The 17,784-nt window shown below is 61.4% G+C and carries 2 protein-coding genes and 1 pseudogene; 2 read left to right on the top strand and 1 reads right to left on the bottom strand.

What is annotated here, in order from left to right; genetic code table 11:
• Positions 1-29: 29 nt before the first annotated feature.
• Positions 30-1,382 (bottom strand): TolC family outer membrane protein, encoded by a 1,353-nt coding sequence (locus tag ACYZT6_RS28030; RefSeq protein ID WP_462029463.1) that lies wholly within the window; start codon positions 1,380-1,382, stop codon positions 30-32.
• A gap of 359 nt (positions 1,383-1,741) precedes the next feature.
• Here ACYZT6_RS28030 and ACYZT6_RS28025 point away from each other — a divergent pair.
• A pseudogene (locus ACYZT6_RS28025) lies at positions 1,742-6,769 on the top strand (retention module-containing protein); the annotation flags it as partial.
• Positions 6,755-17,680: an immunoglobulin-like domain-containing protein gene (locus ACYZT6_RS28020; RefSeq protein ID WP_462030026.1), complete on the top strand. Its 10,926-nt coding sequence runs from the start codon at positions 6,755-6,757 to the stop codon at positions 17,678-17,680. The pseudogene ACYZT6_RS28025 and the gene ACYZT6_RS28020, both read left to right, overlap by 15 nt.
• Positions 17,681-17,784 lie beyond the last annotated feature (104 nt).

The raw sequence follows: 17,784 nt of genomic DNA, 5'->3' as shown, positions 1-17,784 counted from the left end.
CTCTTGGCTAACAGTAAAAAAGGGAAGACTCAATTCATCCCGGGTAGCTGGACCCTGGGCTTCACGTCGTTTTGCACAACGGATGCCAACGGTGCGACCACTCCCTGGCTCCTGAGCAACTCGCCCATGGTCGCCTTGATTCGGTACTGAGTAAATAACTGAATGTTTTTGATCTCCGCCAGGCGACGGGCAGCGGTAAACAGTTCGTTTTCACTGTCGAGCAGGTCGAGCAAAGTGCGCTCGCCAAGGCTGAACTGCTTCTGGTACGCAGTGCGCACGCTGGTGCTGTGATCGACATATTGCTGAGCGATCGGCACTTGAGCGTTGGCGTTGTTCAACGCGTTCCAGGCCAGGCCCAGCTCTTCGTTCAATACGCGCAGGGCGTTATTACGGATATCCAGCGCCTGGTTGGACAGGTAGGACTTGGATTCCAGATCAGCCTTGTTGCTGCCGCCGGCATACAGGTTGAAGCGCATGCGCAACATGGCCTGCCATTCGTTGCTGTGACCGTTCTGACCGTCGAGATCGTTGTCGGCGGAGCGACCCAGTTCAGCATCGAAGCGCGGATAGAAGGACGATTTGGCAGCGTCGTACTGTTTCTCCGCTGCGGCGATGTCGGACTCGGCAGAACGCAGGATCGGGCTGTTTTCCAGCATTTGCGCGCGGGCTTCATTCAAGTTGGCCGGCAACAGCGCGAGGAAATCCGCAGGACGCTCCAGTTGATCGGGCATCTGGCCCACGGCACTGAGGAAGTTGGTCTCGGCGTCCGCCAGGTTGGTCTGTTCGGTGATCAGGTTGTTGCGAGCCTGGGCCATACGCGCTTCGGCCTGATCGAGGTCGGCACCGCTGCCGACGCCGCGCTGGGTGCGCAATTTGATCTGGTCGAAAATGCGTTCGTGGCTTTTCAGGTTGTCTGTGGCCAGGCGCACGAATTCGCGACGGGTCAGTACATCCAGATAAACCTGAGCCACGGTCAGCGCGGTGCGTTCGGATGTGCCCAGCAGGGAATATGCGCGAGAATTAACGGTGGCTTGTTGACGCCCCACTTCACTGGACGTCGCAAAACCGTCAAAGACCATTTGCGACAGACGCAAACTTGACTCGCTACGGTTCAAGGTTTCCCAGTGATTGTCGTTACCGGCAGCGCGCGTGGTGACGCTGTCAGTGCCTTCGCGACCATAACCGCCCAGCAGATCGACCCGCGGAAGGTATCCACCTTTTGCTGCCTTTAACTGATAATCCGCGGCCAATCGACTATTAACACCTGCCTGGATTTCCGGATGGACATCCAACGCCTGCTGCATGGCCTCCGGAAGTGACTGCGCCTGAACAAAACTGGCGGCAAGGGCGAAGGGTAAAGCCTTGAACAGGTGCAAACGCATGGTTGGAATTTCCCGGAATTACTTGTCTTGAATCACTGCAGAACGTGCCGCTGCATCGGATGATGACCATCGGAATGACCGTGTGTCGGAAAGTTTGAATTTGTAGCTGAGTCACACTCTGTGGTGCAGGTAGTTACCTAAATATCAATGTGACATTACGGGGGCGAGTGTTTAGGATGACAACACTAAGGTCAATAGTTTGGCATATAGTTTATAGCGAAAAAATATAGCCAATTTGTTGACGATTAATCGCGTCAAGGTTGTGCCTCTTATATTTTGAAAGAACGTCCAGACTGATGTGGCGAACACGCCATCAGGTTCATGGAAGTCAACTGAACGTGACACCCGGAGAGTCTTCAATGAGCAGTGTTGTTGCCATCGTCAAAAGCATTGTTGGTCAAGTTTTCGCGGTGTCCCCAGAGGGCATTCGCCGCGTACTCGTTGAAGGCGACCGGTTGTTTGTCGGCGATCAGGTAGACACTGGCGCGGCGGGCGCCGTTACGCTCGAACTGGCTGACGGCCGGACCCTGGACCTGGGCCGCGACACTCAATGGAGTGCCAGCGACCCGGATTCCAGCACTGACTTGTCAGAAGCCACTGCACAAGCCGCGCCATCGGTTGAAGAGCTGCAGCAAGCCATCGCTGCGGGTGCCGACCCGACCACTGAACTCGAAGCCACCGCAGCCGGCCCGACAGCTGCGGGCTCGGGTGGCGCGGCAGGTGGCGGTCACAGCTTCGTGATGCTGGATGCAACTGCTGGCCGGGTCGACCCGACCATTGGTTTCCCGACTGCGGGCCTCAGCACTGCGGCACAGGCTGCACAGCTCACCACCGGTGGCCTGACGGCCGACACCAGCGCCAACGTTCAGCGTGATTCGACCCTGAGCCTGAGCGCCACGCCGACCATTACCGAAGCGGGCGGCGTACTGGTTTACACCGCGACCCTGACCCAGGCACCGCTGACCGACCTGACCATCACGCTGTCCAATGGCTCGGTGATCGTGATTCAGGCTGGCCAGTTGACCGGCACCGTCAACGTCCCGCTCGCGCCTAACGACACCGTCTATAACGACTCGACCCAGATCAACGTGACCGTCACCGGCACCACGGGCGGCAACGGCATCACCGTTACCCCGCCGACGACTCCGGCCGTGACCCAGGTTACCGACACCGTCGACACCACCACCGTCACCTTGACCGCTGGCGCGAACGTCACCGAAGGCGGCCAGATTACCTACACCGCCACATTGACCAACCCGACGCAGACACCGGTTACCATCACCCTGTCCAACGGTTCGACCATCACCATCGAAGCCGGCAAAACCACTGGCAGCGTTGACGTGTCGACACCGGCCAACGACGTCTATAACAACGGCAGCACGGTCACCACCACCATTACCGGCGCCAGCGGCGGCAATTTTGAGAACCTGGTGCCAAACCCGGCCCCGGCCGTGACCACCATTACCGACTCGCCGGACACCACCACCCTCACACTGACAGCGGGTTCGACGGTCACCGAAGGCGGGCAGATCACGTACACCGCCACTCTGAACAACCCGGCTCAAACGCCGGTCACTGTCACCCTGTCCAACGGCTCGACCATCACCATCGAAGCCGGCAAAACCACCGGCACCGTGAACGTCGACACCGCGGCGAATGACGTTTATCAGAACGGCAGCACCGTCAGCACCACGATCACTGGCGCTACCGGCGGCAACTTCGAGAACCTGGTCCCGAGCACCACGCCAGCAGTCACCACCATTACCGACTCGGTCGACAACACCGGCCTGAGCCTCACCGCCACTGGTACCGTCGTCGAAGGTGGCCAGATCACCTACACCGCGACACTGACCAACCCGGCCGGCACGCCGATGACCGTGACCTTGAGCAATGGCTCGGTCATCACCATCGAAGCGGGCAAGACCACCGGCAGTGTGATCGTCGATACCGCGGACAATGACGTCTACAACAACGGCAGCACCGTCAGCACCACCATCACCGGGACCACCGGTGGTAATTTCGAGCAGCTGACCCCGAGCACCACGCCAGCAGTCACCACCATTACCGACTCGGTCGACAACACCGGCCTGAGTCTCACCGCCACTGGCACCGTCGTCGAAGGCGGCCAGATCACTTACACCGCCACGTTGACGAACCCGGCCGGCACGCCGATGACCGTGACCTTGAGCAATGGCTCGGTCATTACCATCGAAGCGGGCAAGACCACCGGCAGCGTGACCGTCGATACCGCCGCCAATGATGTCTACAACAACGGCAGCACCGTCAGCACCACCATCACCGGGACCACCGGCGGAAATTTCGAGCAGCTGACCCCGAGCACCGAGCCGGCGCTGACCACCATTACCGACTCCAGGGACGACACCGGCCTGAGCCTGTCGGCGTCCACCGAAGTGGCCGAGGGCGGCCAGATTCTGTACACCGCGACCCTGACCAATCCGGCTGGCACGCCGGTCACCGTGACCCTTTCGAACGGCGCGGTGATCACCATCGCGGCTGGCGCGACCACTGGCAGCGTGAGCGTCCCGGCACCAGCCGATGACGTCTACAAAGATGCCGGCAAGGTTGAAGCAACCATCAAGGACGCGGCTGGTGGCAACTTCGAGAACCTGGTGCCGAGCACTGTTCCGGCAGTGACTGACATCTCCGACACCCTCGATACCTCGACCGTCAGCCTGACCGCGACTTCTTCCGTGGCTGAAGGCGGCACCGTGGTTTACACCGCGTCCGTCACTGCTCCGGTGACCGGTTCGCCGGTCGTCGTGACGCTGTCCAACGGCCAGACGATCACCATCCCGGTTGGATCGAGCTCCGGCAGCGTGAATTTCGTTGCACCGAACGACGCCTTGGCGGGCGGCGCTTCGCTGAGCGTCAAAATCGACGATGCGAAGGGCGGTAATTACGAGAAGCTGGACGTCGATGGTAAGTCGGCTGACACCTCGGTGACTGATTCTGCGGACACCACCACTCTTAGCCTGACAGCAACCGATTCGGTCGCTGAAGGCGGTTCCATCGTCTACACCGCCAACCTGACCAACGCTGCCGGCACGCCTGTAACCGTGACCCTGAGCAACGGCGCCGTAATCACCATTGCCGCCGGCGCCACCAGCGGTTCCGTAAGCGTCAAGGCACCCGCCGATGACGTTTACAAAGACGCCGGTAAGGTAGAAGCGACCATCAAGGACGCGACTGGCGGCAACTTCGAGAACCTGGTCAAAGACCCGGCGGCGGCGGTTACCGATGTGACCGACACCGTCGACACTTCGACGGTCAGCCTCACCGCGACTTCCTCTGTCGCCGAAGGCGGCACCGTGGTGTATACCGCGTCCGTTACTGCGCCTGTGACCGGCTCGCCAGTTGTGGTGACCCTGTCCAACGGCCAGACCATCACCATTCCAGTCGGTGCGAGCACCGGTAGCGTGAACTTCGTTGCACCGAACGACGCCTTGGCGGGCGGCGGTTCCCTGAGCGTCAAAATCGACGACGCCAAGGGCGGTAACTACGAGAAGCTGGACGTTGATGGCAAGCCGGCGGACACCTCGGTTACCGACTCGGCGGATACCACGACTATCAGCCTGACTGCTACAGACTCCGTAGCTGAAGGCGGTTCCATCGTCTACACCGCCAACCTGACCAACGCTGCCGGCACGCCTGTAACCGTGACCCTGAGCAACGGCGCCGTAATCACCATTGCCGCCGGCGCCACCAGCGGTTCCGTAAGCGTCAAGGCACCCGCCGATGACGTTTACAAAGACGCCGGTAAGGTCGAAGCGACCATCAAGGACGCGACTGGCGGCAACTTCGAAAACCTGGTCAAAGACCCGGCTGCGGCCGTGACTGATGTGACCGACACCGTCGATACTTCAACGGTCAGCCTGACCGCGACTTCTTCCGTGGCTGAAGGCGGCACCGTGGTTTACACCGCGTCCGTCACTGCTCCGGTGACCGGTTCGCCGGTCGTCGTGACGCTGTCCAACGGCCAGACGATCACCATCCCGATTGGCGCCAGCAGCGCCAGCGTTAACTTCGTTGCACCGAACGATGCCTTGGCTGGCGGCGCTTCGTTGAGCGTCAAAATCGACGATGCGAAGGGCGGTAATTACGAGAAGCTGGATGTCGACGGCAAGTCGGCGGATACCTCAGTGACTGACTCGGCGGACACCACCACTGTTAGCCTGACGGCAACCGATTCGGTCGCTGAAGGCGGTTCCATCGTCTACACCGCGAACCTGACCAACGCTGCCGGCACGCCTGTGACCGTGACCGTGAGCAACGGCGCCGTAATCACCATTGCCGCCGGCGCCACCAGCGGTTCCGTGACCGTCAAGGCACCCGCCGATGACGTCTACAAAGACGCCGGCAAAGTCGAAGCGACCATCAAGGACGCGACTGGCGGCAACTTCGAAAACCTGGTCAAAGACCCGGCAGCCGCCGTGACCAGCGTCACCGACACCCTCGACACGTCGACCGTCACCCTGACCGCCACAAGCACTGTGGCTGAAGGCGGCACCGTGGTTTACACCGCCTCGGTCGGTGCACCTGTCACCGGTTCGCCTGTGATCGTGACGCTGGCCAACGGTCAGACCATCACCATTGCGGTCGGCGCCAGCAGCGGCACCGTCAATGCCGTCGTCTCCAACGATGTGCTGAGCGGCCACGCACCGGTGAGTAATTCGATCACCAACGTCAGCGGCGGCAACTACGAAAACCTGGTCGCCGATAAAACCCCGGTCAGCACCAGCGTGACCGACACCGTCGACACCACCACCCTGTCGCTGACCGCCACTGGCAACGTCAACGAGGGTGGCTCGATCGTTTACACCGCGACCCTGACCAATCCGGCCGGCACCCCGGTCACCGTGACCCTGAGCAACGGCGCCGTGATCACCATCGCGGCCGGCAAAACTACCGGTACCGTGACCGTCGACGCACCGAAAGACGACGTCTACAAAGACGCTGGCAAACTGGAAGTCACCATCAAGGACGCCGCTGGCGGCAACTTTGAAAACCTGGTCACCAGCCCGAATCCGGCCGTGACCAACGTCGCCGACACCACTAACACCACACAACTGACCCTAAGCGCTGACAAGTCTGTGCTCGAAGGTTCGCACATCACCTATACCGCGACCCTGACCAACGCCGCGCAAACCCCGGTGACCGTCAAGCTGAGCAACGGCGAGACCATCACCATCGCGGCCGGCAAGACCAGCGGTTCGGTGACCATCGCGGCGCCAAGCGACGACGTCTATAAGGATGCCGGCAAGCTCACCGTCAAGATGACTGACGCCAGCGGCGGCAACTTCGAAAAACTCGACATCAGCAAGGCGTCCGTGAGCACCACCGTCAAAGACACGGTGGACACGACGTCCCTGTCTCTGTCGGCCAGCCATACCGTGAGCGAAGGTAGCCAGATCACCTACACCGCCACCCTGAGCAACCCGACGGACACGGCAATGACCGTGAAGTTGAGCAACGGCGCGGTGATCAACATCGCCGCCGGCGCCACCACCGGCTCGGTCAACTTCGCCGCACCGGCCAACACGCCGTACATCGACAGCGGCAAAGTCCAGGCAACGATTGCCAGCCACAACGGCGGCAACTTCGAAAAAGTCGTCACGAACCATTCGCCGGCGGTCACCACCGTTACCGATTCGGCCGACACCACCGGCCTGAGCCTGAGCGCCACCGGCTCGGTCGCCGAGGGCGGCTCGATTGTCTACACCGCGACCCTGACCAACGCCGCTGGCACTGCCATGACCGTGACGTTGAGCAACGGTGCGGTGATCAACATTGCCAAGGGCGCCACCACCGGCTCGGTGAACTTCGCCGCGCCAAAGGATGACGTCTACAAAGACGCGGGCAAAGTCGACGCCAGCATCACCAAGACAACCGGTGGCAACTTCGAAAACCTGGTGGCCGACAAGACCCCAGCGGTCACCGACGTGACCGACACCATCAACAACAGCACCGTGTCCCTGACTGCCACGGCCAGCACGGTCGAAGGCGGCACGGTGGTTTACACCGCTTCGGTCAATGCGCCAGTGACCGGCTCACCGGTTGTTGTGGTCCTGTCCAACGGCCAGTTCATCACCATCCCGGTCGGCGCAAGTTCGGCTAGCGTGAACTTCGTTGCACCCAACGATGCCCTGGCCGGCGGCAGTTCGCTGAGCGTGAAAATCGACGGCACCACCGGCGGCAACTACGAAAACCTGGTGGCGAATCAAACCCCGGCGGTCACTTCGGTAAGCGACGTCAAAGACACCACCACCCTGAGCCTGAGCGCAACGGATTCGGTCGCTGAAGGCGGTTCGATTGTCTACACCGCGACCCTGACCAACGCCGCCGGCACGCCGGTGACCGTGAACCTGTCGAACGGCGCCGTGATTACCATCGCGGCCGGCGCGACTGTCGGCTCTGTGACGGTCAAGGCGCCAGCAGACGACGTCTACAAAGATGCCGGCAAAGTCGAAGCGACCATCAAGGACGCGACTGGCGGCAATTTCGAGAACCTGGTGCCGAGCACTGTTCCGGCTGTCAGTGACGTTACCGACACCGTCGACACTTCGACGGTCAGCCTGACCGCGACTTCCTCTGTCGCTGAAGGCGGCACCGTGGTTTACACCGCATCCGTCACTGCTCCAGTGACCGGCTCGCCGGTGGTTGTGACCTTGTCCAACGGCCAGACCATCACCATTCCAGTTGGTGCCAGCAGCGCCAGCGTGAACTTCACCGCGCCGAACGATGCATTGGCCGGCGGCGGATCCCTGAGCGTCAAAATCGATGATGCGAAGGGCGGCAACTACGAGAAGCTGGACGTCGACGGCAAGTCGGCTGACACCTCGATTACTGATACAGCAGACACCACCACCGTTAGCCTTAGCGCTACTGACTCGGTCGCTGAAGGCGGTTCCATCGTCTACACCGCAACCCTGACTAACGCCGCCGGCACGCCGGTCACCGTGAACCTGTCGAACGGTGCGGTGATCACCATCGCGGCTGGCGCGACTGTCGGCTCCGTGACCATCAAGGCACCGGCCGATGACGTCTACAAAGACGCCGGCAAAGTCGAAGCGACCATCAAGGACGCGAGCGGCGGCAACTTCGAAAACCTCGTGACTAGCCCGGCAGCAGCCATCACTGAAGTGACTGACACGATCAATACATCGACGGTCAGTCTGACGGCAACGCCTGCCACGGCCGAAGGCGGCAACGTGGTGTACACCGCTTCCGTCACCGCGCCGGTCACTGGCAAGGACGTGGTTGTCACGTTGGCCAATGGTGAAAAAATCACCATCGCGGTCGGTGAAAGCAATGCTTCGATCACCGTTAAAGCACCGAACAACGCATTGGTCGGCCACGAGCCGCTGACCAATGCCATCAAGGATGTCGCCGGCGGCAACTACGAGAATCTGGTCGCCGACAAGACCCCGACCTCGACCGCCATCAGCGACACCCTGGACACCACCAAAGTGACCATGACCGCCAGCGACTACGTGGTCGAGGGTGGCACCATCACTTACACCGTCAAACTCAGCAATGCCGCCGGCACTGACATGACGGTCAAACTGAGCAACGGCGAGAGTGTCGTGATCAAGGCCGGCGACAAGTCGGGTTTCATCACCGTCCCGGCGCCGGCCGATGACGTCTACAAGGACGGCAGCAAGATCACCGTCGGCATCACCAGCACCGACGGCGGCAACTTCGAAAAACTCGACGTCAGCAAGACCACGCACACCACGACCGTCAACGACACCATCGACACCACCACGCTAAAACTCAGTGCCGATGTGAGTACCGTCGGCGAAGGTGGCCAGATCACCTACACCGCCACGCTGAGCCATCCGGCCGGCACGGCCATGACCGTGACCCTGAACAACGGCCTGGTGATCAACATCAAGGCCGGCGAGTCCAGCGGCTCGGCGCCGTACACCGTGCCGAATGACGTCTACACCGGTGCCTCGCCCGTCAGGGCAGCGATTGCAGACAGCTCTGGTGGCAACTTCGAAAAACTCGACACCGACCGCTCGGCCGTCGTCACCAAAGTGACCGACAGCGCGGACACCACGACGCTGAGCTTGAGCGCGACTGACTCCGTAGCTGAAGGCGGTTCGATCGTCTACACGGCGAACCTGACCCATGCGGCCGGCACGCCGGTGACCGTGACGTTGAGCAACGGTGCGGTGATCACCATCGCCGCGGGTGCGACTGCCGGCTCCGTGACCGTCAAGGCACCGGCCGATGACGTCTACAAAGACGCCGGCAAAGTCGAAGCGACCATCAAGGATGCTACTGGCGGCAACTTCGAGAACCTGGTGAAAGACCCGGCTGCAGCCGTGACCAGCGTCACCGACACCATCGACACCTCGACGGTCAGCCTGACCGCGACTTCGTCCGTGGCCGAAGGCGGCACCGTGGTTTACACCGCTTCCGTCACCGCGCCTGTGACCGGTTCGCCGGTTGTGGTGACACTGTCCAACGGCCAGACGATCACCATCCCGGTCGGTTCGAGCTCCGGTAGCGTGAATTTCGTTGCACCGAACGATGCCCTGGCTGGCGGCGCTTCATTGAGCGTCAAAATCGACGATGCGAAGGGTGGCAATTACGAGAAGCTGGAAGTCGACGGCAAATCGGCGGACACCTCGGTGACTGATACGGCTGACACTACAACCCTTAGCCTGACAGCAACCGATTCGGTCGCTGAAGGCGGCTCGATCGTCTACACCGCGAACCTGACCAACGCTGCCGGCACGCCTGTAACCGTGACCCTGAGCAACGGCGCCATAATCACCATCGCCGCCGGCGCCACCAGCGGTTCCGTGACCGTCAAGGCACCTGCCGATGACGTCTACAAAGACGCCGGCAAGGTCGAAGCGACCATCAAGGACGCGACTGGCGGCAACTTCGAAAACCTGGTCAAAGACCCGGCAGCGGCGGTGACTGATGTGACCGACACCGTCGACACATCGACCGTCAACCTGACGGCCACGTCCACCGTGGCTGAAGGCGGCACCGTGGTTTACACCGCGTCCGTCACCGCGCCAGTGACCGGTTCGCCGGTCGTTGTGACCTTGTCCAACGGCCAGACCATCACCATCCCGATTGGCGCCAGCAGCGCCAGCGTTAACTTCGTTGCACCGAACGATGCCTTGGCTGGCGGCGCTTCGTTGAGCGTCAAAATCGACGATGCGAAGGGTGGCAATTACGAGAAGTTGGATGTTGACGGCAAGTCGGCGGATACCTCGGTTACCGATAAAGCTGACACTACGACTCTTAGCCTGAGCGCGACTGATTCGGTGGCTGAAGGTGGCTCGATCGTTTACACCGCCAACCTGACAAATGCGGCCGGCACGCCAGTAACCGTGACCCTGAGCAACGGAGCGGTGATCACCATAGCCGCTGGTGCGACTGCCGGCTCCGTGACCGTCAAGGCGCCAGCCGATGACGTCTACAAAGACGCCGGTAAAGTCGAAGCGACCATCAAGGACGCGACTGGCGGCAACTTCGAAAACCTGGTCAAAGACCCGGCTGCGGCCGTGACTGATGTGACTGACACCGTCGATACGTCGACGGTCAGCCTGACCGCCACGTCCTCTGTCGCGGAAGGCGGCACCGTGGTGTACACCGCGTCCGTCACTGCGCCTGTGACCGGTTCGCCGGTCGTTGTGACCTTGTCCAACGGCCAGACCATCACCATCCCGATTGGCGCCAGCAGCGCCAGCGTTAACTTCGTTGCACCGAACGATGCCTTGGCTGGCGGCGCTTCGTTGAGCGTCAAAATCGACGATGCGAAGGGTGGCAATTACGAGAAGTTGGATGTTGACGGCAAGTCGGCGGATACCTCGGTTACCGATAAAGCTGACACTACGACTCTTAGCCTGAGCGCGACTGATTCGGTGGCTGAAGGTGGCTCGATCGTTTACACCGCCAACCTGACAAATGCGGCCGGCACGCCAGTAACCGTGACCCTGAGCAACGGAGCGGTGATCACCATAGCCGCTGGTGCGACTGCCGGCTCCGTGACCGTCAAGGCGCCAGCCGATGACGTCTACAAAGACGCCGGTAAAGTCGAAGCGACCATCAAGGACGCGACTGGCGGCAACTTCGAAAACCTGGTCAAAGACCCGGCTGCGGCCGTGACTGATGTGACTGACACCGTCGATACGTCGACGGTCAGCCTGACCGCCACGTCCTCTGTCGCGGAAGGCGGCACCGTGGTGTACACCGCGTCCGTCACTGCGCCTGTGACCGGTTCGCCAGTTGTCGTGACGCTGACCAACGGCCAGACCATCACCATTCCGGTTGGCGCCAGTTCTGCCAGCGTGAACTTCGTTGCACCGAACGACGCCTTGGCTGGCGGCGGTTCATTGAGCGTCAAAATTGATGATGCCAAGGGCGGTAACTACGAGAAGCTGGACGTAGACGGCAAGTCGGCGGACACCTCGGTTACCGACTCGGCGGATACCACGACTATCAGCCTGACTGCTACAGACTCCGTAGCCGAAGGCGGTTCGATTGTCTACACCGCGAACCTGACCAACGCTGCTGGTACGCCAGTGACCGTGACCCTGAGCAACGGCGCGGTGATCACCATCGCCGCCGGCGCCACCAGCGGTTCCGTGACCGTAAAAGCACCTGCCGATGACGTCTACAAAGATGCCGGTAAGGTAGAAGCGACCATCAAGGACGCGACTGGCGGCAACTTCGAAAACCTGGTCAAAGACCCGGCAGCGGCGGTTACCGATGTAACCGACACCATCAACACTTCGACCGTCAGCCTGACCGCGACTTCTTCCGCGGCTGAAGGCGGCACCGTCACCTACACCGCCACTGTCGGTGCGCCGGTAACCGTTTCGCCAGTGACCGTGTCGTTGGCCAACGGTCAAACGATCACCATCGACATCGGCAAAACCACCGGCTTCGTGACCACCCTCGCGCCAAACGATGTCTTGACCGGCCACACGCCACTGACCAACTCGATCACCAACGTCAGCGGCGGCAACTACGAAAATCTGGTCGCCGACAAAACCCCGGTCAGCACCACCGTGACCGACACCACCGACACGACCAATCTGTCGCTGAGCGCGACAAACTCGGTGGCTGAAGGCGGTTCGATCGTTTACACCGCCACCCTGACCAACGCGGCCGGCACACCTGTGACCGTGACGCTGAGCAATGGCGCGGTGATCACCATCGACGCCGGCAAAACCACCGGCACCGTGACCGTTGATGCGCCGAAAGACGACGTCTACATCGACGCCGGCAAGGTCAGCACTACGATCGCCACCGCGACCGGCGGTAACTTCGAAAGCCTGGTGCCGAGCACGGTTCCAGCAGTGACCAGCGTCACCGACACCATCGATACCTCGACGGTCAAACTCACCGCTACCGGCACTGCGGCTGAAGGCGGCACCGTCATCTACACCGCCACTGTCGGTGCGCCGGTAACCGTTTCGCCAGTGACCGTGTCGTTGGCCAACGGTCAAACGATCACCATCGACATCGGCAAAACCACCGGCTTCGTGACCACCCTCGCGCCAAACGATGTCTTGACCGGCCACACGCCACTGACCAACTCGATCACCAACGTCAGCGGCGGCAACTACGAAAATCTGGTCGCCGACAAAACCCCGGTCAGCACCACCGTGACCGACACCACCGACACGACCAATCTGTCGCTGAGCGCGACAAACTCGGTGGCTGAAGGCGGTTCGATCGTTTACACCGCCACCCTGACCAACGCGGCCGGCACACCTGTGACCGTGACGTTGAGCAATGGCGCGGTGATCACCATCGATGCCGGCAAAACCACCGGCACCGTGACCGTTGATGCGCCAAAAGACGACGTCTACATCGACGCTGGCAGGGTCCAGGCGAGCATCACTACCGCGACCGGTGGCAACTTCGAGAACCTGGTCCCGAACAAAACCGCGGTCGTTACCAGTGTCACCGACACCATCGACACTTCAACCGTGACCCTGAAAGCCACCGCCTCGGCAGCTGAAGGCGGCACCGTCACTTACACCGCCACGGTTGGCGCAGCAGTGACTGGCGTCCCGGTCACCGTGTCGTTGGCCAACGGCCAAACGATCACCATCGACATCGGCAAAACCACAGGCTTCGTGACCACGCTCGCACCAAACGATGCCTTGACCGGCCACACGCCACTGACCAACGCCATCACCAACGTCAGCGGCGGTAACTACGAAAACCTGGTTGCCGACAAAACCCCGGTCAGCACCACCGTGACCGACACCACTGACACGACCACTCTGTCGCTGAGTGCGAGTAACTCGGTGGCCGAAGGTGGCCAGATCATCTACACCGCCACCCTGACCAACGCCGCCGGCACACCGGTGACCGTGACGCTGAGCAACGGCGCAGTGATCACCATCGACGCTGGCAAAACCACCGGCACCGTGAGCTTTGATGCACCGAAAGACGACGTTTACAAAGACGCAGGCACGGTCCAGGCGACCATCAGCAACGCCACCGGTGGCAATTTCGAGAACCTGGTCAAAAGCCCGGCGGCAGCCGTCACCAACGTCACCGACACTCTCGACAGGACTGAAGTCAGCATCACCGGCAGCACTTCGGTGACCGAAGGCCAGACCGCCAGTTACACCGTCAGCCTGACGAACCCGGCGCAGACCGAAGTCACCCTGAAAATCACCTACAGCGGCACCGCCGCCGACGGTGCGGACTTCACCGGTGTGTACACCGTGAAAATTCCGGCGGGCGCCAGCACGGCGAGCTTCAACGTCGCGACACTGGACAACAGGATCACCGAAGGCACCGAAAACTTCGTGGTCAAGATCGACTCGGCTACCGGCGGCAACTTCGAGAACCTGGCGATCAGCGCGACCAACGGCAGCATCAGCACCTCGATCATCGACAACGATGCACCGCCCGTGCTCGACCTGGATGCCAACAACTCCAGCGGCGCCACGGGTGCCAACTACAACGTGACCTTCACCGAAGGCACCACGGGCCAAGGCGTATCGATCGGCGACACCGACCTGAAAATCACCGACCCGGACAGCACGATGCTGACCGGCGCGACCATCGTGCTGACCAACCGTCAGGACGGCGATGCGCTGAACCTGGGCAACAGCGTCAACGGCATCACCATCAATGCCAACAGCAAGGAGGGCACCGTCACGCTGACGTTGTCCGGCAACGCGACGCTGGCCGACTACATGCAACAGATCAAAAACATCAGTTTCACCAACAGCAGCGAAGACCCGAGCACCGTGCCGCGGATCATCACTGTGACGGTGACCGATGGCAGCAACTACTCCAACACCGCGACCACCACCGTCAACGTCGTGGCCGTGAACGATGTACCGACCGCCGCGCCGGTTAACGTCACCGGCACCGAGGACACCCCGCTGATCCTCGGCTGGTCGACCTTCGGCGTCACCGATGTCGACAGCCCTGCCGCCAGCCTCGGCGTGAAAATCACCGGCCTGCCGGGCGAAGGCAAGTTGCAGTACCTGAACGGCTCGACCTGGACCGACGTGACGACCAACCAGACCCTGTCCAAGGCTGACATCGACGCGGGCAAAGTGCGCTTCCTGCCGGATGCCAACGAGTCCGGCGCCAATGGCTACGGCGGCACCGGCACGGGCAACAATCTGGCGGACTACGCACAGATCAAGTTCCAGCCAACCGACGGTTCGCTGCTGGGCAACACTGGCACGATCAAAATCGACATCACGCCGGTTGCCGATGCGCCGTCCCTGAGCGTTGCCGACAACGGCGTCAGATCTACCGGGCTGATCAAGGAAGTCTGGACCGGCCTGTCGGGCCTCGGCACCGATGGCAGCGGCGCGGCGTCGAACACGCTGAAGTCGGTGATTGATGCCGCGGGTAAACCGAACAGCAGCACCACCGTGACCAACGTACAGTCCGACGGCGTGACCGCGGGCACCGCATCAAAAACGTCCGGCCTGATCTACCTCGAAGCCGGCAAGACTTACAGCTTCAGCGGCACCGGCGATGACAGCTTGCTCGTGACCATCGGCGGTAAAACCGTGGCCAGCGCGCTCTGGGGCGCGGGCGGCAGTCTGAGCGGTTCGTTCACCCCGACCGCCAGCGGCTACTACACCCTGGATATCTACCACCACAACCAGAGCGGCCCGGGCAGCTATGACGTCAACCTGTCGGTCAACGGCGCTGCAGCGGTCGACCTGAGCAGCGCTGGCGTGCCGCTGTACACCGGCATTGCAGATCTGGCCGCTTCCGGCGTGACGGTTTCCGATTTGCACGGCACCAACGGCGAAGGCTACTACGACGGCTACAAGCTCAACGAAGCGGCCGAAGGCACCAGCGTTCACCTGTCTGCGATCAAGACTGCGCTCACGGACACCGACGGTTCCGAAAGCCTGGTCGTGAAGATCAGCGGCATCCCGGCGGGCTCGGTGCTCACCGATGGCGCCGGCCACACCTTCACCGCCAGCACCACGTCGGGTGAAGCCAACGTCACCGGCTGGAACCTCGGCACCCTGACCGTGACCCCGCCGCCGTACTACAACGGCCAGTTCAACCTGACCGTGACCTCGACTTCCACCGAGGTTCTCGGCGGCTCGGCGGCAAGCACCGCGACGATTCCGGTCACCGTTTACCCGGCGGTCTACAACGCCGTCACCGCCACGGCGGCCGATGACACCATCACCGGCACCGACGGCAACGACATCATGGTCGCCGACATCGGCGGGCTGACCGTGGTGCCAGGTACCAACTACAACATTGCGTTCATGGTCGACAGTTCGGGCAGCATGAGCGCGTCGTCGATCAACGCCGCCAAGGACTCGCTGACCGCGGTGTTCAACACCCTCAAGCAAAGCATGGGTGGCAACTCCGGCACCGTGAACATCTTCCTCGCGGACTTCGATAACCAGGTCAACAAGTCTGCCTCGGTGAACCTGAACGATCCGAATGCGCTGATCCTGCTCAAAGCCGTGCTCGATTCCATGGCTTCCGGCGGCGGCACCAACTACGAAGACGTGTTCAAAACCACGGCGAACTGGTTCCAGAGTGCCGACGCCATCGCGAACACTGGGGCGAAGAACCTCACGTACTTCATCACCGACGGCAAGCCGACCTATTACCAGAGCGGTGAGCAGACCAACCCGACCCTGTTCGGCAACGTGAAGCTCGATGACGTCATCACCACCACCAATTACAAGTTGGGGCAGACCTACTCCGGTTACCTGGACAGTACTCACTACCTGACCATCGATAACTCCGGCACCGTCACGCTGCAGACGTACAAAAACTCGTGGGGCGGTTACTGGAGCAGCTCAGAACTGGGCACTATTCGCGCCGAGGGTAACGGCACGTACGAGCTGTCTTATCGCGACGGTAACGGCAGCACCACCGGCTCCAGCGCCATCGACAACTCCACCAGCGGTTTCGCGCTGCTGGACAAGGTGTCGACGGTCGAAGCCATCGGCCTGAACAAAGACGTGACCCTCAGCGACCTGAAACCGTACGACTCGGACAAGACGCCGCAAACCAACATCGATCCGAAAGACTTGGCCAACTCGATCATCGGTCACACCGAAGCGACGATGCCGGGTGCCGACACGGTCAGCGGCGGCAATGGTAACGACCTCCTGTTCGGCGACCTGGTGAGCTTCAACGGCATCGCCGGCGAGGGCTATCAGGCGATGCAGGCGTTCGTCGCCAAAGAAACCGGCGTGGACGTCAGCAAAGTCACCACCAGCAACGTGCACCAGTTCATTACCGAGCACTACAGCGCATTCGACGTGTCGGGTGCCCATGACGGCAACGACACGCTGTTGGGCGGTGCGGGCAATGACATTCTCTTCGGCCAGGGAGGCAATGACCTGCTCGACGGCGGCAAGGGCAATGACATTCTGCTCGGCGGCAAGGGTAACGACTCGCTGATGGGCGGTCAGGGCAACGACATCCTGATTGGCGGCTCGGGTGCCGACACCTTCGTCTGGAAGGCTGGCGACACCGGCAGCGACGTGATCAAGGACTTCAAGGCCAGCGAAGGTGATCGCATCGACTTGCGCGATCTGCTGCAAGGCGAAACCGGCAGCACCATCGACAACTTCCTGAAGATCAGCACTGTGGACGGCGTGTCATCGTTGCAAGTCAGTTCCGGCGGCAAGTTCAACTCGGGCGATGCGGCCGCCGCAACGCCGGATGTGACGATCAAACTGGAAGGCAACAACTGGTCCAGCGCCAACATTCACACGTTGATTGCTGGCAGCGACCCGACCATCAAAGTCGATCACAACAACAGCTGACCCAACGAAAAACGGCCGCCCTGATGGGGCGGCCGTTGCGTTTGTGCCCATCCCCCGGTGACGATTTCGTCGCCGCACCGCATACTCGCGTCCAGTTGGCCTAT

The sequence above is a fragment of the Pseudomonas sp. RT6P73 genome, from assembly GCF_054897715.1.
This window is presented reverse-complemented; position numbering and strand designations above follow the sequence as displayed.

Coding starts and splice junctions, on each gene's coding strand:
- ACYZT6_RS28030 (WP_462029463.1), bottom strand. CDS start 1,382: ATGCGTTTGCACCTGTTCAAGGCTTTACCCTTCGCCCTTGCCGCCAGT.